This window comes from Sphingopyxis sp. H050 (assembly GCF_001468265.1).
Taxonomy (GTDB): Bacteria; Pseudomonadota; Alphaproteobacteria; order Sphingomonadales; family Sphingomonadaceae; genus Sphingopyxis.
On sequence record NZ_LNRZ01000001.1, the window covers coordinates 88,347 to 113,688 of the forward strand.

Here is a 25,342-nt window from a genome sequence, read left to right on the forward strand (position 1 = left end):
GGCGAGAGGGAGAAAAGCCGGCCTTCGCCGGGATGACGGACAAGGGGTAGTTATATGACCGGACTCGCCGCTCTCTTCGGCCTTACCGCGCTGCTCTACGCTGCGGTCGGATTCGGCGGCGGGTCGACCTATACCGCGCTGTTGCTGCTCGGCGGCGTCGCGGTCGGGCTCGTTCCGGCGATCAGCCTTGCGTGCAATGTCGTCGTCGTCACGGGCGGTACGATCCGCTTCGCCCGCGCCGGGGTGATGCCTTGGGCGAAGGCGCTGCCGCTGGTGGCGGTTGCGGCGCCGCTCGCTTTCTTGGGCGGTCTGACGCCGGTGAAGCAGGGGCTGCTCGTCACCCTGCTAGGGCTTTCGCTGCTCGCCTCGGCGCTCGCGCTGCTGTTCCAGCCGCAGGCGGCGAAGCCGGTCAAGCTGTCGCCAAAGCTGCTGCTGCCGGTCGCGGCGGCGCTCGGCTATCTCGCCGGGGTCGTCGGCATCGGTGGCGGCATCTTCCTTGCGCCGATCCTGCACCTCATCCGCTGGGCGGAAGCGCGCAGCGTCGCGGCGACCGCGAGCCTGTTCATCCTCCTCAACAGCCTGTTCGGGCTGACCGGGCAACTGATCAAGGGCAAGGGCGGCGAGATGGTCGCGGCGGTGGCCGGGCATTGGCCTTTGCTGGTCGCGGTGCTGATCGGCGGCGCGATCGGGACTCAACTTGCGGTCAAGAGCGGCCCTGCGACCCTTATCCGGCGGCTTACCGCATTGCTCGTCGGCTTTGTTGCCGTGCGCCTTCTGTTTGGTTTCTAACGGCTTTTGCGCTCTTGCCTTCCCGCGCCGCAGTGCTAGCATTCGGGTCATAAGCTTGGCGGCCGCTTAGCCAGACAAGCGACGCAGCAGGCAGGAACAATGGGCCGCGTATGCTCAGGACAAGGGGCGCGGCAGGACCGGTTGCATGTTGCGTGGAAAGGGCTCGGGCATTCCATTTTTCGACGAAATGATCGGGCAAGGCAGCGACGTTCGCTCGCCCTATCGCGAATATCATGAATGGTTCGATCGCGAGGATGCCGCGCGTATCCAGCGCAAGGCGCAGCAAGCCGAAGCCTTTTTCCGCACCACCGGCATCACCTTCAACGTCTATGGCCAGGACGAGGCCGACGAGCGGCTGATCCCCTTCGATGTCGTCCCCCGCATCATTTCGGCGAGCGAATGGCGCCGCCTGTCGCGCGGAATCGAGCAGCGCGTGCGCGCGCTCAACGCCTTCCTCCACGACATCTATCACCGGCAGGAGATATTGCGCGCCGGGCGCGTCCCGACCGAGCTGATCTCGCGCAACGAGGCCTTCCTGCCGATGATGATGGGAATGGACCCGCCGGGCGGCGTCTATACGCACATCAGCGGCATCGACATCGTGCGCACCGGGGCGAACGAATTCTATGTGCTGGAGGACAATGCGCGTACTCCGTCGGGCGTTTCCTACATGCTCGAAAATCGCGAGACGATGCTCCAGATGTTCCCCGAGCTGTTCGCGAAGATTTCGGTGCACGAAGTCAGCGACTATCCGCTGAATCTCCTGAAGTCGCTATCCGCGTGCGCGCCGCCGAAGTGCAACGGCACGCCCACGGTTGCGGTGCTGACCCCGGGGATCCACAACAGCGCCTATTTCGAGCACAGCTTCCTCGCCGACCAGATGGGGGCGGAGCTGGTCGAGGGCCATGATCTGCGCGTCGTCGACGGCCGCGTCGCGATGCGTACGACGCAGGGCTATACGCCGATCGACGTCCTCTATCGCCGTGTCGACGACGATTTCCTCGATCCGCTGAATTTCCGGCCGGAATCGATGCTCGGCGTGCCGGGTATCTGGGATGTGTATCGCGCCGGCGGCATCACCATCGCCAATGCGCCGGGCACCGGCATCGCCGACGACAAGGCGCTTTATTCGTACATGCCCGACATCATCGAGTTCTACACGGGCGAGAAGGCGCTGTTGCCCAACGTCCCGACTTGGCGGTGCAGCGAGCCGGATCATCTGAAGGAAGTGCTGGAGCGCCTCCCCGAACTGGTGGTGAAGGAGGTGCACGGATCGGGCGGTTACGGGATGCTCGTCGGTCCCGCGGCGAGCAAGAAAGAGATTGCGGCGTTTCGGGCGAAGCTGGAAGCGAACCCGCGCGGCTATATCGCGCAGCCGACGCTGTCGCTGTCGACGGTGCCGATCTTCACCAAGGCGGGGCTTGCGCCGCGCCATGTCGACCTGCGTCCCTTCGTGCTGATGTCGCCGCAGGGGCTCACGATCACCCCCGGCGGGCTGACCCGCGTCGCGATGAGCAAGGGGTCGCTGGTTGTCAATTCGAGCCAGGGCGGCGGCACCAAAGACACGTGGGTATTGGAAGACTGATGCTCGGCAAGACAGCAGGCAGCCTCTACTGGATGGCGCGCTACCTCGAGCGTAGCGAGAACAACGCCCGCCTTATCGACGCGGGCTTTCGCATCGCGCTGACGCGGTCGAGCACTGCCGCGGCCGAATGGCGTTCGGTGCTGGTGACCGCCGGGCAAAATTACGCCTTCAAGCAGACGCAGCAGGACTATAATTCGCAGCGCGTCGTGGACTTCATGCTGCGCGACCCCTCGAATCCGTCGAGCATCCTGTCGGTGGTCAAGCAGGCGCGCGACAACGCCCGCACCGCGCGGACCTATCTGACCCGCGAGGTCTGGGAGGCCGTGAACACCAGCTGGATGACGCTCGGCGCGCTGCTCAAACGTCAGGTGCGCGAGGATGACCTGCCTGATGTGCTTGCCGCGATCCGCCAGCAGAGCGCGCTCGTGCGCGGCGCCTTTTCGGGGACGATGCTGCGCAACGACGGCTATAATTTCGCGCGCATCGGCACCTTTCTGGAGCGCGCCGACAACACCGCGCGCATCCTCGACGTCAAATATTATCTGCTGCTCCCCTCGGTCGCGCATATCGGCAGCTCGATCGACAATGTGCAGTGGGAGACGATCCTGCGTTCGGTGTCGGCGCACCGCGCCTATCACTGGCTTTACGGGACCGAGATCAGTGCGCTGAAGATCGCCGAATTCCTGATCCTCTATAAGCAGATGCCGCGTAGCCTGGCCTTCTGCTGCGAGCAGATGAACGACAATCTGCGCTTGCTCGAACGCACCTATGGCCAGGAAACCGATGCGATCCGGATGGGCGCGTCGATGTGCAACGAGCGGTTGTCGCGCCCCATCGCGTCGATCTTCGATGGCGGGCTGCACGAGTTCATCACCGACTTCCTCCGCGCCAACGCCGCGCTCGCGCAGCAGTTCGAGCGCGACTATCGCTTTGTGGAATGATGATGAAACTTCGCGTCGAACATATCACCAGCTACCAATATGACAGCCCGGTTCGCTATGCGTTGCAGCAGGTCAAGCTGACCCCGAAGCAGCGGGCGGGCCAGCAGCTGATCCATGACTGGACGATCGAGATCGAGGGCGGGACGCAGCAGCTTCATTACACCGACCATCACGGGAATGGCGTCGACCTGGTGTCGGTCGACAGCGGGACGAGAGAGCTGGTCATCCGCTGCTCGGGAGAGGTAGAGCTGGTGACGTGGGACGGGGTGATCGGGACGCACCGCGGCGCCATGCCGCTGTGGACCTTTTTGCGCCCGACCCCGCTGACGCGCGCCGGACGAGGGGTCCGTTCGCTGGCGGCCGAGCTGCGCCGCGATTTCGCGACCGACATCGAACGCGCGCACGCGCTGTCGGCGCTGATCATCGAAAAGCTGCCCTACCGGATCGGCGTCACCGACGCCGAGACGACCGCCGAACAGGCGTTCGCCGGCGAGGGCGGCGTGTGCCAAGACCATGCGCATATCTTTATCGCCGCGATGCGCCACCTCGGCCATCCTGCACGTTATGTCTCGGGCTATCTGATGATGAACGACCGGACGCAGCAGGATGCGACGCACGGCTGGGCCGAGGCGCATTTCGAGCATATCGGCTGGATCGGCTTCGACGTGAGCAACGGCCACTCGCCCGACCAGCGTTATATCCGCGTCGCAACCGGCCTCGATTATCGCGACGCCGCCCCGGTTCGCGGGATGCGCTATGGTGCAGCGCAAGAAAATCTGGTTGTCCAATTGCAGGTGCAGCAATAAGCCGATCGAGGGCGGCACAAGACTATCCGGGCGGGGAAGCGGGATTCGATGACCTATTGCGTTGGCATGCGTTTGAACAAGGGGCTGGTGTTCATGTCGGACACCCGCACCAACGCGGGTGTCGACGACATCTCGCAGGTCCGCAAAATGCGCAGCTGGCATGTGCCTGGAGAGCGGGTGATCACGCTGATGTCGGCGGGCAATCTCGCGACGACGCAGGCGGTCGTGAGCCTGCTCGACGAGCGCACTAAGGCGCCCGAAGAGCGCCATCCCTCGATCCTTGCCGCGCCGTCGATGTTCGCGGTCGCGACGATCGTCGGCGAGACGCTGCGCCACATCGTGATGCGCCATAACGACGAGGGTCAGTCGGCAGCCGACTCGCTGTTCCGCGCCTCGCTGATCGTGGGCGGGCAGATCAAGGGCGCCGAACCGCGGCTGTTCCTGATCTATCCCGAGGGCAATTTCATCGAGGCGGGCGAGGACAATCCTTTCTTCCAGATCGGCGAGACCAAATATGGCCGGCCGATCATCGTGCGCTCCTACGATCCCGCCATGTCGTTCGAGGATGCGGTGAAATTGCTGTGCGTTTCGTTCGATTCGACGATCCGCGCCAATGCCGGCGTGGACCTGCCGATCGACCTCAAGGTTCACGAGCGCGACGATTTCACGACCGTCCGCGAGCGCCGCTTCGAACGCAACGATCCCTATTTCGAAAGCGTCGCCGACGGTTGGTCCGAGGCGCTGGGCATCGCGCTCGCCGAGCTTCCCGACTTTCATTTCTAACCTGATTTACCGCCCCCTCGATGGGGGAGGCAGCGAGACTTGGCGGCTTGCCGCCTAGTCGCAGCGGTGGGGGGTGTGATTTCGGCCGAAATCAACGGCGCAAGGCCGCGCGATCACCCCCATCCAACTCCGCCTAATCGCTTCGCGACAAGGCTTCGTATCCTTCCCCCATCGAGGGGGAAGGGTTTGTGGCACTACCTGTTCTTCCGCCCCTCGATCAGTCCGTCGACCAAGCTCGGGTCGGCCAATGTCGATGTATCACCCAGCGACCCGAAATCATTCTCGGCGATCTTGCGCAGGATGCGTCGCATGATCTTGCCCGAGCGCGTCTTGGGCAAGCCCGGCGTCAGGTGGATATGGTCAGGCGTCGCGATCGGGCCGATCTCCTTGCGCACCTGCTGCTTCAGTGCCGCGACGATCGCGTCGGTCGGCTCGACCCCGGCGTTGAGCGTGACATAAGCGTAAATGCCCTGACCCTTGATATCGTGCGGGAAGCCGACGACTGCGGCCTCGGCGACATCCTCGTGCAGGACGAGTGCGCTTTCGACCTCGGCGGTGCCCATGCGGTGGCCCGAGACGTTGATCACATCGTCGACGCGCCCGGTGATCCGCCAGTAACCGTCGGCGTCGCGGCGGCAGCCGTCGCCGGTGAAATATTTGCCCTTGTAGGTCGAGAAATAGGTCTCGGCGAAGCGCTGGTGATCGCCGTAGATCGTGCGCGCCTGCCCCGGCCAGCTGTGGGTGATGCAAAGATTGCCCTCGGCCGCGCCGCCTGTTTCTTGGCAGACCAGCTTGTTGCCCTCGGCATCGACGAGTTCGGGGCGAACGCCGAAAAAGGGTTTGCCCGCGCTCCCCGGCTGCATCGCATGCGCGCCCGGCAGCGTCGTGATCATGATCCCGCCGGTCTCGGTCTGCCACCAGGTGTCGATCACGGGGACGCGGCCCTTGCCGACGATCTGGTGATACCAGCGCCACGCCTCGGGATTGATCGGCTCGCCGACGCTGCCGAGCAAACGGATCGAGCTCAGGTCGTGGCGGGTTACATACTCATCGCCCTCGCGCATCAGCGCGCGGATCGCGGTCGGGGCGGTGTAGAGGATGTTGACGTGATGCTTGTCGACGACCTGCCAGAAACGGTCGTGGTCGGGATAGTTCGGAATCCCCTCGAACATCAGCGTCGTCGCACCGTTCTGGAGCGGACCATAGATGACATAGCTGTGCCCGGTGACCCAGCCGATGTCGGCGGTGCACCAGAAAATCTCGCCCGGCCGATAGTCGAACCCGTACCAGAAGGTCGTCGCGGTCCAAACGCTGTAGCCGCCGACGGTGTGGAGCACGCCCTTGGGCTTGCCCGTCGATCCCGAGGTGTAGAGGATGAAGAGCGGATCCTCGGCATTCATTGGCTCGCACGGGCAGTCGGTGCCGACGTCTGCCGACAGCGCGTCGTACCAATGGTCGCGGCCTTCCTTCATCGCCACGTCGCCGCCGGTGTGCGCGATGACGAGCACAGCCTTCACGTCAACGCGCTCCAGCGCCTTGTCGACATTGGCCTTCAAGGGAACGGTCTTGCCGCCGCGCAGCCCCTCGTCGGCGCAGATCAACCAGTCGCTCGCGCAATCCTCGATCCGCCCGTGGATCGCCTCGGGCGAGAAGCCGCCGAAGACGACACTGTGCACCGCGCCGATACGCGCGCAGGCGAGCATCGCGACCGCGCCTTCGGGGATCATCGGCATATAGATGGTCACGCGGTCGCCCTTCTGGACGCCCATCTTCTTCAGCGTGTTCGCCATGCGGATGACGTCGGCGAGCAGGGACTTGTAGCTGATCGTGCGCGTCTCGCCGTCGGGGGCGTCGGGTTCGAAGATGATCGCGGTGCGCTCGCCATGGCCGGCGGCGACATGGCGGTCGACGGCGTTGTGACAGAGGTTGAGAACGCCATCCTCATACCATTTGATGCTCACCGGGTCATAGGACCAGTTGCCGATCTTCGTCGGCGCCTTGATCCAGTCGATCCGCGTCGCCTGTTCGGCCCAGAAGCTGTCGGGGTCGTCGACGCTCTGCCGATAGAGCCGGTCGTAATCGGCGGTGGTGCAATGCGTGTTCGCCGCAGCGTCGGCGGGGACGGGAACCAGCGGTTCGGAGGGGGGTAGGTCGGACACGTCTGCTTCTCCCGCTTTGCAGGCCCGTCGCTTAGGCCGCGAATCTTGTCAGTCCCTCCTTATCCGTTCGCATCGAGCGAAGTCGAGATGCCCCTCGGTCGCACAGGACTTCGGGGTGCATCGACTTCGCTCGACACGAACGGGGTGAGGCGATTAGAGGCGGCAGGAGATTGCAATTGAAAGGACTATCGATGACCGGGATCGGCGAAGATGTCGGACGGCTGCTCGACGGACTGGGCGTCGATCGTGCCGCGTGGACCGACGGGTCGATGCCCGCGGTGACGCCGCTGACCGGCGAACAGTTGGGGCAGGTGCGGATCGTCGATGCAGCCGCGATCGACGCGGCGCTGGGTCAGGCGGCCGCGGCCTTCCGCGCGTGGCGCGGTGTCCCCGCGCCGCGCCGCGGCGAACTCGTGCGCCTGTTCGGTGAGGAACTGCGCGCCGCGAAGGACGATCTGGCCAAGCTCGTGACGATCGAGGCCGGCAAGATCCCGTCCGAAGGCGCGGGCGAGGTGCAGGAGATGATCGACATCTGCGACTTCGCGGTCGGCCTCTCGCGCCAGCTTTACGGCCTGACCATCGCGACCGAGCGGCCGGGGCACCGGATGATGGAGGTCTGGCATCCGCTCGGCGTCGTCGGGGTGATCTCTGCGTTCAACTTCCCCGTGGCGGTTTGGGCGTGGAATGCGGCGCTGGCGCTCGTTTGCGGCAACAGCGTCGTCTGGAAACCGTCCGAAAAGACGCCGCTCACGGCCTTGGCGACGCAAGCGATTTTCGAGCGCGCGCTGGCGCGCTTCGGCGATGCGCCCGCGGGGCTGTCGCAATTGCTGATCGGCGGGCGGGAGGCGGGCGAAGTGCTGGTCGACGACGCGCGCGTCGCTCTCGTTTCGGCAACCGGGTCGACGCGCATGGGCCGCGCGGTCGCGCCGCGGCTCGCACAGCGATTCGCGCGCGCGATCCTCGAACTTGGCGGCAACAATGGCGTGATCGTCGCGCCGTCGGCCGACCTCGACCTGGCGCTGCGCGGTGTCGCGTTCGGGGCGATGGGGACCGCAGGGCAGCGCTGCACGACGACGCGGCGGCTGTTCCTGCACGACAGCATCTACGATGGCTTCGTGACGAAGCTGAAGGCGGCTTATGCGAGCGTGGGTGTCGGCAATCCACTGAAAGGCGAGGTTCTCGTCGGGCCGTTGATCGACCGCGCGGCGTTCGAGATGATGGAGGAGGCGCTGGGTGCGGCAAAGGCGGCGGGCGGCGTGGTCCATGGCGGCGAGCGCGTCGGCGAGGGCGCGAGCTTCTATGTGCGTCCCGCGCTTGTCGAAATGCCGGGGCAGGTCGGCCCGGTGCTCGAAGAGACCTTTGCGCCGATCCTCTATGTGATGCGCTACTATGATCTCGACGCGGTCATCGAGGTGCACAACGATGTGGCGGCGGGCCTCTCGTCGGCGATCTTCACCACCGACATGCGCGAGGCCGAACGCTTCCTCGCCGCGAGCGACTGCGGCATCGCCAACGTCAACCTCGGCACAAGCGGCGCCGAGATCGGCGGCGCGTTCGGGGGCGAGAAGGAAACCGGCGGCGGGCGCGAGAGCGGTTCGGACAGCTGGCGTCAATATATGCGGCGCGCGACGAACACGGTGAATTATTCGGACGCGCTGCCGCTAGCGCAGGGGGTGAGTTTCGAGATCTAGCGTCCGAGTGCTGCCCTAAAATCCCCGTTCGCATCGAGCGAAGTCGAGATGCCCCTCGGTCGCACACGACTTCTGGGTGTCTCGACTTCGCTCGACACGAACGGATTTTGAACGGTTACGCAGCCCGCCAGCCGAAGCCTTCGGCCAGCGCCACGACCTGTCCCGCCGTCCCCACCGGCTCGGCCTCACCGTCGGTCAGGAAGGCCAGCATCGCCGCGTCGCCGACATCGACATGCGCCAGCGTGCGCTGGTCGTGGGGCGTTCGCGCCACGACGACCCCCGCTTTCGGGGTCCCATCACGGCCGTAAAACACCGTATAGCTTTCGATCGTCGCCGGCCCCGTATAATTCTCGACCAGTTCGGGCACCGGTCCGCGCTTCGCTTCGGCTTCGGCCTGGTAGTCGAAATCCTGCGGGAAGCTCGCGGCGGCGATCGGTTTGCGGCCCAGCACGATGCAGTGATTGTCGGTGGCAAAGCCGCCGTTGGCGAAGAGGAAGGCATAGCGACCTTCGCTGCGCAGCTTCTCGACCATCGAAACGATCGCATGGCTCATATAATTGGCGATCGGCCCGCCGCCGAACGTCAGGCCGCCGAACACCGTCGCGGGCCGGTCTTCCGGCCAGCCGAGCGTGCGCCGCGCCATTTTTGGCACGCAGGGGAAGCAGCTGTAAAGTTCGACGAAATCGAAATCATGGACGCTCATCGCGTTGAGCTGAAGCGTGCGGTTGATCGACGTCTCCATGCTCACGCTACCGTCGTAGCGGTCGCGGTGGAGGATGCTTGCGGGTTCCTTTGCCGCGGCGCCCATGCCCACATAGACCAGCCGATCCTCGGCGATACCGCGGCGGCGCGCTTCGGCGAGGCTTGCAACCAGGAAGCCAGCGCCCTGGTTCACCGACGAATTGGCGACCATCAGTTTCGAATAGGGGAAGGCGATCGGGCGGTTGCGTTCGTCGACCCTGAGGATATCGTCAGGCGACGCAGGCTTGCGGATCCATGCGCCCTCATTTGCGGCGGCGACCTCCGAAAAGCGGGACCAGATTTCGGCGCTTTCGGATTGCGCCTCCGCCAGGCTTTGCCCCCATGCGGCGCGCGTTGCATTTTCATAGAGCGGATAGACATCGACCGGCGCAGCAAGGCCGTGCTTCTGCGCGTAATTCGGCTCGCGCCGCGTCGCCACCTTGCGGATCGCGTTGTAGCTCTTGTCCTCGCCGCTCGCGGCCTTGGCGGCGCGGCCGGCGGCGGTGCGCAGCGCCTCGGCGCCGACGATCGCGGCGAGTTTGACCTCGCCCGCGCCGATGCGGTTCGCGGCCTCGTTGAGCAAGCGGACGGGCGTGTCGCCGTGCGGCGCAGCGGACTGATAGTTGATCGCGGGGTTGGCGCCGATCGCAGCGGCGAGCGGTTCGGGAAGCTTGCCGAGGCTGTGGAAGCTGATCTGGTCCACGATCGCCAGGCTGTCGAGGTCGGCGAGGAGCCCGCCGCCCGCATCGGTGTCGGCAAGCTTCAGCGCTGCGACCATCAGTCCCAGCGAGTCGAGCCCTTGATCGGGGTCGTCGGGCCGGTCGTTGAGCTGTCCGACCCCGATGATGACGGGAATGCGCTCGGGGTCGGTCATCATGTCAGCGCGCCTTCCACTCGGGCTTGCGCTTCTGTGCGAAGGCGAGCGGGCCTTCGCGGGCGTCTTCGCTGCGCATCAGCACGCTACGCTCGCGGGTGTTGTGCTCCCAATAGGGCGCGTCGGCGGCGATCCGGCCGTCTTGTATGCCGAGCGCGACCCGCTTCGAAGCCTGCACCGACAGCGGCGCATTGGCGGCGATCTTCTCGGCGAGTGCGAGCGCCGTGGGGAGGAGTTCCGCGAGCGGGACGACATGGTTGACGAGACCGAACTTGGCGGCGCGCGCTGCGGGGATGGGGTCGCCGGTCAGCATATATTCCATCGCGAGCTTGCGCGGTAGTTGCTGCGCCAGCCGGAAGGCGCCGCCCGCCGCCGCGAACAGCCCGACCTTGACCTCGGGCAAGCCGAATTGCGCATGGTCGGCAGCAACGATGATGTCGCTCATCAGCGCGATCTCGCAGCCGCCGCCGAAGGCGAAGCCGTTGACCGCGGCGATGATGGGTTTCGAGATCGGGTGCGAGACCATGCCCGCGAAACCCCATTCCTGCTGCGCCGGATCGTCGGGCGCGAGGCTTTCGCCGCGCGACAGCGCGACGAGGTCGGCGCCCGCGCAGAAGCTTTTGTCGCCCGCCCCGGTGATGACGACCGCGCGGATTTCGGGGTCGGCCTCGGCCGCTTCGAGCGCCGTGCCGATACCGACATGCACCGCGGCGTTGACTGCGTTGCGCGCCTCGGGCCGGTTGATCGTGATGATCAGGACATGGCCGCGGCGTGTCGTGAGGATGGTGGTGTCGGTCATCGCGAATCTCTCCCTTTCGCGGGAGTATCGCGGTCGGTTGACGTTTACGTCAACTGCTAAGAGCGCGAGGCGCGTGCCGCGTCAGAAATCGACGTCCTCATAATATTTGGGCGGGGTCACGATTTCCATCCGTTCGGCCAACAGCGGGCGAAAGGATGGGCGCGACTTCAGCCCCGAATACCAACCCTTGGTCTGCTCGTGGCCGGTCCAGTCGATGCCGCCCAGATAGTCGGCGACCGAAATATGCGCGGCCGCCGCGAGGTCGGCGAGGCTCATCGTCGCACCGGCCAGCCAAGTGCGGTGGTCGATCAGATAGTCGATATAGTCGAGATGCTGGTTCGCGGCCTTCATCGCCTCGCGCAGCGCGCCGCCGTCCGGAGGCTGGCGATGGACGATGCGCTTCTGCATCCGTTCGAAAAGCAATGGCCCGGTGACCTCGAAATAGAAATCATGGTCGAACCACGCGACGAGCCGGCGAATCTCGGCGCGGTTCGCGGCCGTGCCGTTGATCATCGCCTTGCCCTCGACGGTTTCCTCGAAATATTCGGCGATCGCGCTGCTGTCGATCAGCACCTGTCCGCGCGCTTGGTCGACCATCACCGGCGTGCGGCCCGCGGGGTTCAGATCGACGAATTCGTCGCGGCGCTCCCACGGCGATTCGCGCACCAGTTCATAGCCGACGCCCTTCTCCCCCAGCAGCAGCCGAATCTTGCGCGAGAAGGGACATAGAGGGAATTGGTAGAGCTGCCACATGCTTACCGCATAGCGGCAGGCGGGCGCTGCGCGCAACGCCTATGGCGCGGTATTTCCACATCTTCGCCGGGATGACGGAACGGGACTTTAGCGGCGGGCGGCGTCGCGCTCCCGCTCCCATTGCGAGGCGAGATCGCGGGCCATGTCCTTCAGCACGGGCGCATAGGCCTGAAGCGCCGATGCGGCTTTACCCGCCATGCGCGCGCTGGCGCGGACGTCGGCGCCCATGCGCTCGGAATCGCGCCGGTCGCGGCCGGCAATGTCGCCGACGGTGGCATCGCGGGGGATATAGGCGGCGTCGGACTCGGGATCGACGCGCGCGACGGCTTCGGCGAGCGGGCCGACGGGCATCTGCATCATGGCGTCGATGAGCGCGGTCACGGTGTCGGCCAACCGGTCCTGCATCGCGGGATCGTTGAGCGCTGCAACGGCGCCGCGCGCGTCGGCCGCGGCGGCGGGCATCGGCGCTGCGAGCGCGATCAGGGGGAGGGCAGCGAGAGTCCAGCGCATGGCGTCGTCCTTTCGGGAGGCAGCTGTCGAAGCGGCGCATTTAAGGCGGAGACTCTTTCGCTGCCCTGAACGTCCTTTCCCGTTGCGACGGATTGCATCTCCGGCGCGACGAGTTACTCCGCCGCGACGACCTCGACCTCTTCCTCGTTCAGCGAATGGGTCAGGCGGCTGAGCATTTCCTTGGGGCAGACCTGCCAGAACTGGCCGTGCCAGCGCTCCCAGTCTGCGAGAATCTCGGCCGACCACTTGCTGCCCGTCGCGCGCGCATGATCCTCGACCAGCTCCTTGAGCACGGCTTCCCAATGGCTGCTCGCGATCCGCTGCCAGACAATCGATTCGCCGTTCGCGCGGCGCTCGAAACTGCCGTCGGTGTCGAGGATGAAGGCCATGCCGCCGGTCATCCCGGCGCCGAAGTTCGACCCGACGGGGCCGAGGATCACCGCGGTGCCGCCGGTCATATATTCGCAGCCATTGGCGCCGCAGCCCTCGACGACGACCTTCGCGCCCGAGTTGCGGACCGCGAAACGCTCGCCCGCCTGACCCGCCGCGAGCAAGGTGCCCGCAGTCGCGCCATAGAGGACGGTGTTGCCGACAATGCTGTTGTGCTGGCTGACGAGCGGGCTCGACACGGTCGGGCGCACGATGATGCGGCCGCCCGAGAGGCCTTTGCCGACATAGTCGTTGGCGTCGCCGAAGACCTCGAGCGTGATGCCGCTGCACAGGAAAGCGCCGAGCGACTGGCCCGCGGTGCCGCGCAGGCGCACCTGCACATGGTCGTCGGCGAGGCCGTTCATCCCGAACCGCGCGGTGACCTCCGCCGACAGGCGCGTGCCGACAGCGCGGTGGGTGTTGCGGACGTTGTACGTCAGCTGCATGCGCTCGCCACGCTCAAACAGCGGCTTCGCGTCGGTCAGGATTTGCGCGTCGAGGCTGTCGGGCACCGGGTTGCGGAAGTTCGGCCCCTGCGACCGGCGCTGATCGTCGGGAGCGTCGACCTTGGCGAGGATCGGGTTGAGGTCGAGGTCGTCGAGATGCTCGGCGCCGCGGCTCACCTGACGCAGCAGCTCGGTGCGGCCGATCACCTCGTCGAGGCTGCGGCAGCCGAGCTTGGCGAGGATTTCGCGCACTTCCTCGGCGATGAAGGTCATCAGGTTGATGACCTTCTCGGGGCTGCCGGTGAACTTCGCACGCATCTTCTCGTCCTGCGTGCAGACGCCGACGGGGCAGGTGTTGCTGTGGCACTGGCGCACCATGATGCAGCCCATCGCGACCAGGCTCAATGTCCCGATGCCATATTCCTCGGCGCCGAGGATCGCCGCGATGACGATGTCGCGCCCGGTCTTGAGCCCGCCGTCGGTGCGCAGGCGGATGCGGTGGCGGAGGCCGTTGAGGGTGAGGACCTGATTGACCTCCGAGAGGCCCATTTCCCACGGCGTGCCGGCATATTTGACGCTGGTTTGCGGGCTTGCGCCAGTGCCGCCGGTGTTGCCCGAGACGAGGATGACGTCGGCGTGCGCCTTGGCGACGCCCGCCGCGACGGTGCCGATGCCGGCGCTGGAGACGAGCTTGACGCAGACGCGCGCCTTGGGGTTGATCTGCTTCAGGTCGTAGATGAGCTGCGCCAGATCCTCGATCGAATAGATGTCGTGGTGCGGCGGGGGGGAGATCAGCATCACGCCGGGGGTCGAGTGACGCAGGCGGGCGATGAACTCGGTGACCTTGAAGCCGGGGAGCTGGCCGCCTTCGCCGGGCTTGGCGCCCTGCGCGACCTTGATCTCGATCTCGTCGCAGGCGCCGAGATATTCGGTGGTGACGCCGAAGCGGCCGCTCGCGATCTGCTTGATGTTGCTGTTGGCATTGTCGCCATTGCCATAAGGCTGGTAGCGCTCGCTGGCTTCGCCGCCTTCGCCCGACACCGCCTTGGCGCCGATCCGGTTCATCGCGATCGCCAGCGTCTCGTGCGCCTCGGGCGACAGCGCGCCCAAGGACATGCCGGGGGTGACGAAGCGCTTGCGGATCTCGGTGATCGCCTCGACGCTGTCGAGCGCGACGCCTTGCGCCGGATAGTTGAACTCCATCAGGTCGCGGAGGTACACCGGCGGCAGGTCGGCGACGCCGCGCGCGAATTGCAGATAGGTCGAATAGCTGTCGGTCGCGACCGCGGTCTGGAGCAGGTGCATCAGCTGCGCCGAATAGGCATGCGTTTCACCGCCGGCGCGCTGGCGATAGAAACCGCCGACGGGCAGGGTGGTGACGCGCGCGTCGAATGCGGCCTCGTGCTTCTCGGTCGCGTTGATGAACAGCGACTGATAGCCTTCGCCCGAAATCTTCGCGGGCATGCCGGGAAAGAGGTCGTTGACGAGCGCGCGGCTGAGACCGACCGCTTCGAAATTATAGCCGCCGCGATAGCTGGAAATCACCGCGATCCCCATCTTCGCCATGATCTTGAGCAGCCCGTCGTCGATCGCCTTGCGGAAACGAAGCTGGCAGTCGGCGAGCGACAGTTCGCCGCCGAACAGCCCGCGCGACCAGCGATCGGCGATCGCGGCCTCGGCAAGATAGGCGTGGACCGTCGTCGCGCCGACGCCGATCAGCACCGCGAACGCATGGGTGTCGAGCACCTCGGCCGAACGGACGTTGATCGAGGCGTAGCTGCGCAGGCCTTTGCGGACGAGGTGGGTGTGGACCGCGGCGGCGGCGAGCACCATCGCCATGCCGACACGGCCTTCGCCGATCGCCTGATCGGACAGGAACAGCTCGCTGCGCCCGGCGCGCACCGCATCCTCGGCCTCGCGGCGGACGCGGGCGATCGCCTCGCGCAGGGTCGAGGCGTCGCCGCCGACCTTGAAGGTGCAATCGATGTCGGCGACGGCATCGCCGAAATAGGCGCGCAGCCGGTCCCAGTCGTCGCCGACGAGCACCGGCGAGTCGATCACGAGGACGTGCGCACTCTGCCCCTTTTCATCGAGGATATTGGCGAGGTTCGAGAAGCGCGTCTTCAGGCTCATCACATGCCGTTCGCGCAAACTGTCGATTGGCGGGTTGGTGACCTGGCTGAAATTCTGGCGGAAGAATTGCGCGACATGGCGCGGCTTGTCGGAAATCACCGCGAGCGGGGTGTCGTCGCCCATCGAGCCGACGGCTTCCTTGGCGTCCTCGACCATCGGCGCGAGGATCAGTTCCATATCCTCCATCGTCAGGCCTGCGGCGACCTGACGGCGGAGCAGTTCGGCGCGATCGAAGGTCGGCAGCGTCGCCTTGCCGCCCTTGGGCAGGTCGGCCATCGTACGGAAGCCTTTCACGCGCGACGCATAGTCGGCGGCGCCCGCGATCTTGTCCTTGATCGCGCGGTCTTCATAAAGCGTGCCGTCGTCGAGATCGACCGCGATCATCTGGCCGGGGCCGAGGCGGCCCTTCTTGCGGATGCTCGCTTCGGGCAGCAGCACCATGCCGCTTTCCGAGCCGACGACGAGCAGGTTGTCGGCGGTGAGTGTATAGCGCAGCGGGCGGAGCGCGTTGCGGTCCATGCCCGCGACCGCCCAGCGGCCGTCGGTCATCGCGAGCGCGGCGGGACCGTCCCACGGCTCCATGACGCTGGCGAGATAATTGTACATCGCGCGGTGCGCGTCGGGCATCTCGGCGTCGTCGCCCCAGGCTTCCGGGACGAGGATCAGTTTCGCGGTCGGCGCGTCGCGGCCGGCGCGGCACAGCGTCTCGAACACCGCGTCGAGCGCCGCGGTATCCGACGCGCCCGCGGGGATCACCGGCTTGATGTCTTCCGAATGCTCGCCGAAGGCGAGGCTCGCCATCTTGATCTCGTGGCTCTTCATCCAGTTCTTGTTGCCGCGGATCGTGTTGATCTCGCCGTTGTGGGCGAGGGTGCGGAACGGCTGGGCGAGCCACCATTGCGGGAAAGTGTTGGTCGAATAGCGCTGGTGGAAAATCGCGACCCGGCTTTCGAACAATTTGTTCGCGAGGTCGGGATAAAAGTCCGCAAGACTCTCGGCGAGGAACAGCCCCTTGTAGATGATCGAGCGCGCCGACAGGCTACAGATATAAAAGTCGGCGATCTGCGCCGCGATGACCTTCTTCTCGATGCGGCGGCGCGTCAGATAGAGCTGCTTTTCGAACTCGGCGAGCGACTGTTCGTCGGGCAGCGGCCCGGCGATCATGATCTGCTCGATCTCTGGGCGCGTGCGCTGCGCCTTGTCGCCGATCACCGAGACATCGACCGGCACCTGGCGCCAGCCATAGATGGTGAAGCCGGCGTCGATGATTTCGGACTCGACGATCGTGCGGCAATGCTCCTGCGCATCGAGGTCGGTGCGCGGCAGGAAGACCATGCCGACCGCGAGCCGGTTCGGGCGCACCTTGTGCCCCGATGCGGCGATGGCGTCGTCGAAAAAGCGGACCGGCAGGTCGACATGGATGCCCGCCCCGTCCCCGGTCTTGCCATCGGCGTCGACCGCGCCGCGGTGCCAGACGGCCCGCAGCGCCTCGATCGCCGCCTCGACGACGCGGCGCGACGGCTTGCCGTCGGTCGCCGCGACCAGGCCGACGCCGCAGGCATCGGATTCCAGGTCGGGGCGATACATGCCGTCGGCTGCTAACCGCGCGTGTTCGGGGGTATGATAGTGGGACATCTTATGATCCTGCTTCAGTTTTCATCGTCATCCCGGCCTTCGCCGGGATGACGCCAGCCATGCTATTTCTTCTTCTTGCGCGCGTTGGCGATCGCGGCCTGCTCGGCGTCGTAGGCGGCGGTCGAAGCCGCTTCGAGCGCGCTCTCGGCATCCTCGACGCGTTTCAGGTCGGCGGCCGACCAGTTGGCCCGTTCATAGGCGGGATCCCATTCGCCCGCCGCGTCGGCTGCCGCTGCGGCGGCATCGGCGGCGGCATCCGCTGCCGAAGCGTCATCCGCGTTCCAGTCGGCGCCGGCATCGACGGCTTCCTCGACCGCCGGATTCGTCCAATTGTCCCGCGTTTCCTTCAGCGTCTTGGCGTCGACCTTCATCAGCTTGGCCAGCTTCGCAATCTCGGCATCGCTGAGATCGGTGAGTTGCTTCTCCTTCGGCAGTTCCTTCAGCTGCCCCTCGATCTGGGGGGCGCGGTCGATGAACTTCGTGATCATCGGCGGCACCGCCTTGATCGTCGCGAGCATGACCTCGGGATCGGCGCCGAGCGCCATCGACTCGCTGGCGTAGAGCTTGCCTGTGGGGGTCGCGAAGAAAGCGTTCATTTCGGTCAGCTGCGGCGCGCTGAACTTGCGGGCATAAGCCTTGGCCAGTCCCTCGCGCATCGGCGGTTCGAGGTCGGCGAGCGCTTCGCTGATCAGCGGCTTCACGACCTTCAGTATCTGGTCGCCGCGCTCCTTGCGGTGCGGGTCGAACAGGTCGGCGATCGCGGTCTTGCTCTTGTCGTCTAGCGCCTCGATCTTGTCGCTTTCGACGCCGGTCTTGATCGACAGCATCAGCGGCGACGCGCCGTCCATCTCGGCCAGGAACAGGTCGAAAGCCTTGCCGTAAAGATTATCGACCATCTTCTCGAGACTGCCCGCGGGGAGCAGCGCCGCAGTGCTTTGCCGCGCGAGGGCAAGACGCGCGGGATCGATCGGAGGAAGGTTGCTGGTGTCGAAGAATTTTTCGACCATTGCGATCGCCTGGTCCATCTCGCGCTGCATCTTCGCCTTTGCATTCTCGAGATTTTCGGGCGAGGTCAGGTCTTCCTCTGCGGGCGCAACGGTTTCGGCGAGCGGCGCCTCGGTCGGCGCGGCGAAAGCCTGCACCGGCGCACAGGCCATGGCGCCGGCGAGCAGAGCGGTTTTCCAGTTCGACATGATGTGAGTCCTTCCCCTGTTGGTCATGCCGCCTTCTTTTCGCTTATCGCCTTCGCTTTCAACCACTTTGCCATCTGCTCGCTGACGTCGCGGCCGTCGCGGATGCCCCAGACGACCAGGCTGGCGCCGCGCACGATGTCGCCGGCAGCGAAGACGCCGGGCAGGCTGGTCATCATCGTCTGGTGATCGACGCGCAGCGTGCCCCAGCGCGTGACGCTGAGGTCGGGCGAACCGAACAGGTGCGGCAGTTCCTCGGGATCGAAGCCCAGCGCCTTGATCACCATGTCGGCGGGCAGGTCGAAGGTGCGGCCGGGGTCGGCTTCGGGGCTGCGGCGGCCGCTCGCGTCGGGCGCGCCGAGGCGCATGCCCTGCACTGAAACCTGCCTGACGCGCTTGTCGGCGGTGAAGCTTTCGGGCGCGGACAGCCAGACGAATTCGACGCCTTCCTCCTCGGCATTGGCGACTTCGCGCTGCGAGCCGGGCATATTCTCTCGGTCGCGGCGATAGAGGCATTTCACCGACCGCGCGCCCTGGCGCACCGCGGTGCGGACGCAGTCCATCGCGGTATCGCCGCCGCCCACGACGACGACATGTTTGCCCTTGGCGTCAAGACGGCCGTCTTCGAACTCGACGACCGTGTCGCCGAAACTCTTGCGGTTCGACGCGATCAGATAGTCGAGCGCGGCGACGACGCCGGTGGCTTCGTTACCGGGGACATTGATCTCGCGCGCTTTGTAGACGCCGGTCGCGATCAGGATTGCGTCATGCTTCTGGCGAAGCTGGTCGAGCGTTGCGTCTCTGCCGACCTCGAAGCCGAGGTGGAAGTGGATACCGCCCTCTTCGAGCCGCTCGATCCGGCGCATCACGACATCCTTCTCGAGCTTGAAGCCCGGGATGCCATAGGTGAGGAGGCCGCCGGCGCGGTCGTGGCGATCGTAGATATGCACGTCGTGCCCGAGGACGCGAAGATATTCGGCCGCGGTCAAGCCAGCGGGCCCCGCGCCGATGATGCCGACCGACTGGCCCGTCGCCTTGCCGACATGGATCGGCTCGACCCAGCCCTCGGCCCAGGCGGTGTCGGTGATATATTTCTCGACGCTGCCGATCGTCACCGCGCCGTGGCCGGAGAATTCGATCACGCAATTGCCCTCGCAGAGGCGATCCTGCGGGCAGATGCGGCCGCAGATTTCGGGCATGGTCGAGGTCGCGTTTGAAAGCTCATAGGCTTCGCGCAGCCGCCCCTCGGCGGTCAGGCGCAGCCAGTCCGGAATATGATTGTGCAACGGGCAGTGTACCGAGCAATAGGGCACGCCGCACTGCGAACAGCGCGCGGCCTGTGCATCGGCATCGGGCGCAGCATAGCGCTCGGCGATCTCGCGAAAATCGCGCGCCCGTTCTTCGGCCGAGCGCTTGTCCGGATAAGATTGTTCACGCCCCACAAATTGGAGCATGCGGTCGGAAGCCATGCCATATCCCCTTCGTTGATGGAGGCGATGGCATGGGTTCAAAGCAGCTGTCACGGGCGAAATGCGAGTTAGGTCAGTATTATTGACCTAAAATAGAGGCGCGATTTGCCTCAAAACAGCACGGCGCAATTTTCTTTCATAAAATAAGTCCGTATCGGTCCTATCTCATGCCCAGCCATAGCAGCGCGGCGATGCCGACGATGATTCGATACCAGGCGAAAGGCGCAAAGCCGTAGCGGGTTACCACCGCAAGGAAGGCCTTGATCACCGCCCACGCGACAACGAACGAGACGAAGGCGCCGAGCGCGATCAGCCCGATGTCGTTTTTCGTGATCGCGTCCTGATGTTTGGCGAGTTGGAGCACCGTCGCGCCGGTCAGCGTCGGCAGCGCGAGGAAGAAGCTGAACTCGGCGGCGGTCTTGCGGTCGATACCGAGCGCCATCGCGCCCATGATCGTCGCGCCCGAGCGGCTGACGCCGGGGATCATCGCGATGCACTGAACCAGGCCGACGATGATCGACTGGCGCGTCGAGAGCGCCGCGACGCCGCCGCTTTCCTTCGGTTTGGCAAAACGCTCGACGAGCAGGATGCCGACGCCGCCGATAATCAGCGCCCAGGCGACGACGACCGCATTTTCGAGCAACGCTTCGATATAGTCGCCGAAGGCAAGGCCGAGGACCACCGCGGGAACGAAGGCGAGCAGCAGATTGCGCACAAAGGCGATCGCGACCGGATCGCGCCGGAAGAAGCCCGTAAACATGTCCCAGAACAGCTTGCGATAAAGCACAACGATCGCAAGGATCGCGCCCGGCTGGATCGCAATGTTGAATACCGCCCACTTGGAGGCGTCGTAGCCCAGCAGTTCGGTCGCAAGGATGAGATGGCCCGTCGACGAGACGGGGAGGAATTCGGTCAGTCCCTCGACGATACCGAGGATGACGGCGATCAGCCAGATGCTCATGGGGCTCCAATATGCCGTTTGCGGTTGTGCGAAAGGGCGCCCGACCGATGCCGGACGCCCTTGTCCTGTCCCCAAGCCTACGCAGCGCAGGCCGCTTTTGCCAGCGGCTATTTATGCCGCGCGTCGCAGGCTTTCAGCACATTGGCCGGCGGACCGAGCTCGAGCGCCCGCGCGATCAGTTTCTTAGGGCTGGTCGCGAGTCCGATGTTGGGATCGCGCTCGCGGCTTCCAGCTTCGCGTGCACGCGTCGCACGCTCGGCGGCATCCTTCGGCAGTCCATGAAGGCCGGCGTGTCGTCGCACCCGGCCAGCGGCATCGAAACCGCGACCAGCGCGGTCACGTCCCCAAATCGTATCGCTCTCCCCGCCCAGAACGAGGCGACCCGCGCGCGGGGCTGGCAGTCTTCGCGGGAGTCGCGGGGGGCGGTTAAGCGGTTTGGGCGAAGCGGCCGTGGCGGCGATACTGGACCAGCCAGCCGTCGGCGACTGAGGCGAGCGAGGTCGGGGTGACGCCAAGCTGGCCAAGGCCCTTGGCGCCGCTTGCGACGACATTGTCGCGCTGAAGCATCAGCCACTGGTCTTTGGTGATCGGGGCGCCTGGCGCCCAGCCAAAGCCGGTTGCCAGCGTCGACGACGCGATGTCGGGGATCTCGACGAACAGGCGCTTGCGTCCTATTGCGCCGGCGATCCACTGCTGCAGCTCGAGCATCGTCAGCACCTGTGGCCCGCCGAGTTCGAAGGTCTTGTACGCCGCGCCATCGCCGAGCGCCGCGACAACGGCATCGGCGACATCGCCGACATAGACCGGCTGAAACTTCGTTTTGGGCGCGATCACCGGCACCACGGGCAGCATGCGGATCAATGCGGCGAAGCGATTGATGAAACTGTCTTCGCGCCCGAACACGATCGAGGGGCGCAGGATCACGGCGCGCGGAAACGCCTTGCGGACCGCCGCCTCCCCGTCGCCCTTGCTGCGGCCATAGGCCGATGGCGATTCGCTGTCGGCGCCGATCGCCGAAATATGGATAAGGGTGCCGACACCGGCGGCTTTCGCGGCCGCGGCTACATGGCCGGCGCCGCCGGCCTGCACCGCGACCATGTCGTCGAACGCGCCGACGAGGTTGATGACGGCATCGCTGCCCGCGACGGCTCGCGCCACGCCGGCGGGGTCGCGAACATCGGCCGCAGCGAATTGCGTCTGGCCGAGCCCGCCGAGCGGCTTCAGGAACACGGCCTTGCGCGGCTCGCGCTCGGCCACGCGGACACGCGCGCCGCGGGCGAGAAGGCGCTGCACAACATAGCGGCCGAGGAAGCCGCCGCCGCCGAATACCGTGATCAACTGCCCGTCGAGGTTGCGCATTGCCGTTCGCCTGGTTGTGATTCTCTGAGGAAGGACGCGAGGGGCGTCCCGATGGGCTCCCATGCCGCGAAGCGCCGGGCGGGGCAAGGGCCGAGACGGCGGCGAGCGCGCAAAACCGTGCCGCGGCGATAAAATATGCCGAGCTCCCCGCGCCGCGGTTGACAAGCGCCACGCCGCGCCGCTAAGCGCCCGCTCCTACCCCGTGCCCAGATGGCGGAATTGGTAGACGCACCAGCTTCAGGTGCTGGCGATCGCAAGGTCGTGGAGGTTCGAGTCCTCTTCTGGGCACCAGTGCCGCTTTAGCTCAGTTGGTAGAGCACATCATTCGTAATGATGGGGTCACAGGTTCGAGTCCTGTAAGCGGCACCACTATCCCGTCTCCGCTTTACACCGGCCTTTCGACCCGTTCGGCTGGCACAGTGATTTCGCCTTCGGGCAAAATCGCGCGGCTGTGCCGCGGCGCGCGTTCGGTGATAGGGACGGGCGTATGACCGATCCGATCGTCTTTTCGCCGCCCGTCCAGATCGCCGGCGGCGCCGTTCGCGGCGTGCTCGATGACGGCATCGTCCGTTATCTCGGCATTCCTTAGGCTGCGCCGCCGCGAGGTGGCGGAGGCGATTGCGGCAAGGTCGCCCGCGCGGGCGCGGGCGGCGATGGAGAGCCATTTCGCGAGTTCGATCGGCGAGATGCTGCGCGATCAGGTTTAGGCGGCGGCGGTTGCGGCCATGACCTGGCGGCCGTCGCTGGCGAAGGCGGCGAGTTCGATGGTGTCGAAGGTGCCGCGCAGCGTCAGGTGGAGCTCCTCGTTGCAGATCGCGGGGGAGGTTCCTCTAAAATCGAATTTTTTCAGTGTGTTATCTCCGAAATGCAGCGCCGCAAGGTCGAGCAGCAGCGTCGCGGTGAGCGGGCCGTGGACCACCAGGCCGCGATAGCCCTCTTCTTGGCAAGCATAGGGCAGGTCGTAGTGGATGCGGTGGCTGTTGAAGGTCAGCGCCGAGTAGCGGAACAGCAGGGCTTCCGACGGGACGAGCATCCGGTGCGCGTCCCAGCCCGATGCGTCGAAGTTGCCACTTGCCGGCGGCGGGGCGGGCGGCGCTCCAGCAGGCGCCGGTTCGCGGAAGACGATCGACTGGATTTCGCGCACCGCGAGTTCGCCGTCGCCGCGGGTTTCATGCGCGACTTCGGCGAAGACGAGCTTGCCGGAGCCGCCCTGCTTTTCGGTGATCGAGGCGACGCGCGAGCTGCGCATCACCGACTGGCCGGGGCGCAGCGGCGCGACAAATTCGACCTTGCTGGCGGCCCACATGCGGCGGGGCAGGGGGATGGGGGGCAGGAAGCTGTCGTCGCTGTCTTCGCGTAGCGGATGGCCGTCGGCGCCGAGGATCGCGGTCGGCGCGTCGGGGAGGCAGAGGCACCAGTGATAGGCCTGCGGGACGCTGCCGTCGGCGGGCGCGGCGCGGTCGAGCGTCGCGAGCCAGCGTTTCACGGCGGCTGGGTCGACATGGTCGTGGCGGACATCCTCGCGGCCGATCCAGCTCTGCCAGTCGTTCGTAATTTGGGCGCTCATCAATTGCGTCCTCCGGTCAGCCCGCGCGCGATCACCTGCGCCTGAATCTCCGCCGCGCCTTCGAAGATGCCCAGAATGCGCGCGTCGCAGAGGATGCGGCTGATCTCATATTCGAGCGCATAGCCGTTGCCGCCATGGATCTGCAGGCTTGCATCGGCGTTCGCCCAGGCGGCGCGCGCGCCGAGCAGCTTGGCCATGCCCGCCTCGATATCGCAGCGCTTGCCCTGATCCTTGGCGCGCGCGGCGGCATAGCTCAGCTCGCGCGCCATCACGAAATCGACGAGGCTCATCGCGAGTTTGTCCGACACGCGCGGGAAATGGACGATCGCCTTGCCGAACTGCTTGCGGGTCAGCGCATAACCCAGCCCGAGTTCGAGCGCGCGGCGCGCGACACCGACGGCGCGCGCGGCGGTCTGGATGCGCGCGCCCTCGAAGGTGCGCATGAGCTGCTTGAAGCCCTGGCCTTCCTCGCCGCCGAGCAGCGCGTCGGCGGGGGCCGCAAGCCCCTCGAACTGCAGCGCATATTCGCGCATCCCGCGATAGCCGAGCACCTCGATCTCGCTGCCGGTCATCCCGTCGGCGGGGAAGGGATCGACCTCGGTCCCGCGCGGCTTGGGGACGAGCAGCATCGACAGGCCGGCATAGCCCTTCGCGTCGGGGACGGTGCGCGCGAGCAGGGTCATCAGGTCCGAGCGCGCAGCGTGGGTGATCCAGGTCTTGGCGCCGTCGATGATCCACCGGTCGCCCTCGCGGCGCGCGCGGGTCTGGAGCGCGCCGAGGTCGGAGCCGACATCGGGTTCGGTGAAGACCGCGGTGGGCAGGATTTCGCCGCTGGCGATGCGCGGCAGCCATTCGGCCTTTTGCGCGCCGGTGCCGCCTTGGGCGATCAGTTCGCCCGCAATCTCCGACCGGGTGCCGAGCGAGCCGGCGCCGATCCAGCCGCGCGACAATTCCTCGGTGACGATGCACATGACGAGCTTGCCGAGGCCGAGGCCGCCATATTGTTCGGGGATACAGACGCCGAAGGTGCCGAGGTCGGCCATCGCCTGAACCGTCGCGTCGGGGATCAGATCGTTGGCGAGGTGCCAGCCGTGCGCGTTCGGGACGATCGCGGCGTCGGTGAAGCGGCGGTACTGATCGCGGATCGCGTCGAGATCGGCGTCGTGCAGCGTTTCGCTGGGCCAGTGACCTTCGGCGAGTGCGGCGGCGACCTCGGCGCGGCTGGCGGCGTGGTCGGCTTCGAGCAGATCGGCGCAGGTCTCGGCGAGGGTGCGGGCGGCAGCGGCGAGGCCGAGATCGGCGGGGCGGAAGATCTCGTTCTGCCCCATCGGCAGGCCGCCGGTGAGCTGGCCGATGCTTTCCGCGAACGCGAGGAGGGTGATCTGGGCGTCGAGGGGGTTCGAGTCCGGGCCGGACTCGTTCCAGCCGAGCGTTGCCTCGAGCGCCGCGACCGTCGTTGCGACCCACGCAAAGCCATGCGCTGCGCGCTGTTCGCTATCGATCGGCTTGGCGGCCAGCCTTTCGGCGAGCGCGGCCTGCGCCGCGCTGCGGTAGGCTTGCGCCGCGGTGAGCGCGCGGTTCAGATCCGCACGCATCGTCAAAACCCGTCCTCATTGCCATCGTCACCCCGGACTTGATCCGGGGTCCATGCCATCGGCGCGGCAATGGACCCCGGATCAAGTCCGGGGTGACGAGGAAGGGGAGCTTGGTTCATTCTGGCTG

The 25,342-nt window shown here is 66.0% G+C and carries 18 protein-coding genes and 2 tRNA genes; 8 read left to right on the top strand and 12 right to left on the bottom strand.

The annotated features are described in order from the left end of the window. The first annotated feature begins 54 nt into the window (after window positions 1-54). From ATE67_RS00450 to ATE67_RS00470, 5 genes are all read left to right on the top strand, one after another. Window positions 55-789: a sulfite exporter TauE/SafE family protein gene (locus tag ATE67_RS00450; protein WP_058814741.1), complete on the top strand. Its 735-nt coding sequence runs from the start codon at window positions 55-57 to the stop codon at window positions 787-789. Window positions 790-934: 145 nt separating this feature from the next. Then, the gene (locus ATE67_RS00455; protein WP_058814742.1) at window positions 935-2,374 is read left to right on the top strand and encodes a circularly permuted type 2 ATP-grasp protein; all 1,440 of its coding nucleotides are present in this window, start codon (window positions 935-937) and stop codon (window positions 2,372-2,374) included. Then, window positions 2,374-3,315, top strand: a complete 942-nt coding sequence (locus tag ATE67_RS00460) for an alpha-E domain-containing protein (RefSeq protein ID WP_058814743.1) — start codon at window positions 2,374-2,376, stop codon at window positions 3,313-3,315. The genes ATE67_RS00455 and ATE67_RS00460 overlap by 1 nt, the downstream gene beginning before the upstream one ends. Further along, window positions 3,312-4,121 (top strand): transglutaminase family protein, encoded by an 810-nt coding sequence (locus ATE67_RS00465; protein WP_331458735.1) that lies wholly within the window; start codon window positions 3,312-3,314, stop codon window positions 4,119-4,121. Before ATE67_RS00460 ends, ATE67_RS00465 begins: the two co-directional genes overlap by 4 nt. Window positions 4,122-4,169: 48 nt before the next feature. Continuing rightward, window positions 4,170-4,904, top strand: a complete 735-nt coding sequence (locus ATE67_RS00470) for a peptidase (RefSeq protein WP_058814745.1) — start codon at window positions 4,170-4,172, stop codon at window positions 4,902-4,904. Window positions 4,905-5,098: 194 nt separating this feature from the next. Here ATE67_RS00470 and acs read toward each other — a convergent pair whose 3' ends face one another. Further along, window positions 5,099-7,063: an acetate--CoA ligase gene (gene acs / locus ATE67_RS00475; RefSeq protein WP_058814746.1), complete on the bottom strand. Its 1,965-nt coding sequence runs from the start codon at window positions 7,061-7,063 to the stop codon at window positions 5,099-5,101. 191 nt (window positions 7,064-7,254) lie between these two features. Between acs and amaB the strand changes: the two genes are divergently transcribed. Continuing rightward, window positions 7,255-8,754 carry an L-piperidine-6-carboxylate dehydrogenase gene (gene amaB, locus ATE67_RS00480; RefSeq protein ID WP_058814747.1) on the top strand — a complete coding sequence of 500 codons (1,500 nt, stop codon included), beginning with the start codon at window positions 7,255-7,257 and terminating at the stop codon, window positions 8,752-8,754. A gap of 115 nt (window positions 8,755-8,869) precedes the next feature. Here the strand turns inward: amaB and ATE67_RS00485 are convergent, their stop codons facing one another. The 9 genes from ATE67_RS00485 to ATE67_RS00530 all read right to left on the bottom strand — a co-directional run bounded on the left by ATE67_RS00485 (window position 8,870) and on the right by ATE67_RS00530 (window position 22,053). After that, window positions 8,870-10,369 carry an acetyl-CoA acetyltransferase gene (locus ATE67_RS00485; RefSeq protein WP_058815198.1) on the bottom strand — a complete coding sequence of 500 codons (1,500 nt, stop codon included), beginning with the start codon at window positions 10,367-10,369 and terminating at the stop codon, window positions 8,870-8,872. 4 nt (window positions 10,370-10,373) lie between these two features. Further along, window positions 10,374-11,168 (bottom strand): crotonase/enoyl-CoA hydratase family protein, encoded by a 795-nt coding sequence (locus tag ATE67_RS00490; protein ID WP_058814748.1) that lies wholly within the window; start codon window positions 11,166-11,168, stop codon window positions 10,374-10,376. An 81-nt stretch (window positions 11,169-11,249) separates the two neighbouring features. Beyond that, window positions 11,250-11,921: a glutathione S-transferase family protein gene (locus ATE67_RS00495; protein ID WP_058815199.1), complete on the bottom strand. Its 672-nt coding sequence runs from the start codon at window positions 11,919-11,921 to the stop codon at window positions 11,250-11,252. A gap of 87 nt (window positions 11,922-12,008) precedes the next feature. Continuing rightward, window positions 12,009-12,431, bottom strand: a complete 423-nt coding sequence (locus tag ATE67_RS00500) for a hypothetical protein (protein ID WP_058814749.1) — start codon at window positions 12,429-12,431, stop codon at window positions 12,009-12,011. A gap of 113 nt (window positions 12,432-12,544) precedes the next feature. Continuing rightward, window positions 12,545-17,074, bottom strand: a complete 4,530-nt coding sequence (gene gltB / locus ATE67_RS00505) for a glutamate synthase large subunit (protein WP_058814750.1) — start codon at window positions 17,072-17,074, stop codon at window positions 12,545-12,547. 62 nt (window positions 17,075-17,136) lie between these two features. Then, window positions 17,137-18,267, bottom strand: coding sequence for a DUF2059 domain-containing protein (locus tag ATE67_RS00510; protein ID WP_231727995.1), 1,131 nt, complete (start codon window positions 18,265-18,267; stop codon window positions 17,137-17,139). A 23-nt stretch (window positions 18,268-18,290) separates the two neighbouring features. After that, window positions 18,291-19,733: an NAD(P)-dependent oxidoreductase gene (locus ATE67_RS00515; RefSeq protein WP_058814752.1), complete on the bottom strand. Its 1,443-nt coding sequence runs from the start codon at window positions 19,731-19,733 to the stop codon at window positions 18,291-18,293. A 160-nt stretch (window positions 19,734-19,893) separates the two neighbouring features. Next, window positions 19,894-20,694, bottom strand: coding sequence for an undecaprenyl-diphosphate phosphatase (locus ATE67_RS00520; RefSeq protein ID WP_058814753.1), 801 nt, complete (start codon window positions 20,692-20,694; stop codon window positions 19,894-19,896). 426 nt (window positions 20,695-21,120) lie between these two features. Then, entirely contained in the window at window positions 21,121-22,053 is a 933-nt protein-coding gene (locus ATE67_RS00530; RefSeq protein WP_058814755.1) for a complex I NDUFA9 subunit family protein, read from the bottom strand. Between the two features lie 204 nt (window positions 22,054-22,257). On the opposite strand from ATE67_RS00530, the gene ATE67_RS00535 reads away from it, so the two are divergent. Next, a tRNA-Leu gene (locus tag ATE67_RS00535) sits at window positions 22,258-22,344 on the top strand. A gap of 2 nt (window positions 22,345-22,346) precedes the next feature. Continuing rightward, window positions 22,347-22,422, top strand: a tRNA-Thr gene (locus ATE67_RS00540). A 334-nt stretch (window positions 22,423-22,756) separates the two neighbouring features. Here the strand turns inward: ATE67_RS00540 and ATE67_RS00545 are convergent. Together ATE67_RS00545 and ATE67_RS00550 are read right to left on the bottom strand one after the other, a co-directional pair. Next, window positions 22,757-23,620, bottom strand: coding sequence for an FAS1-like dehydratase domain-containing protein (locus ATE67_RS00545; protein WP_058814756.1), 864 nt, complete (start codon window positions 23,618-23,620; stop codon window positions 22,757-22,759). Next, entirely contained in the window at window positions 23,620-25,215 is a 1,596-nt protein-coding gene (locus tag ATE67_RS00550; protein WP_058814757.1) for an acyl-CoA dehydrogenase family protein, read from the bottom strand. The genes ATE67_RS00545 and ATE67_RS00550 overlap by 1 nt, the downstream gene beginning before the upstream one ends. Window positions 25,216-25,342 lie beyond the last annotated feature (127 nt).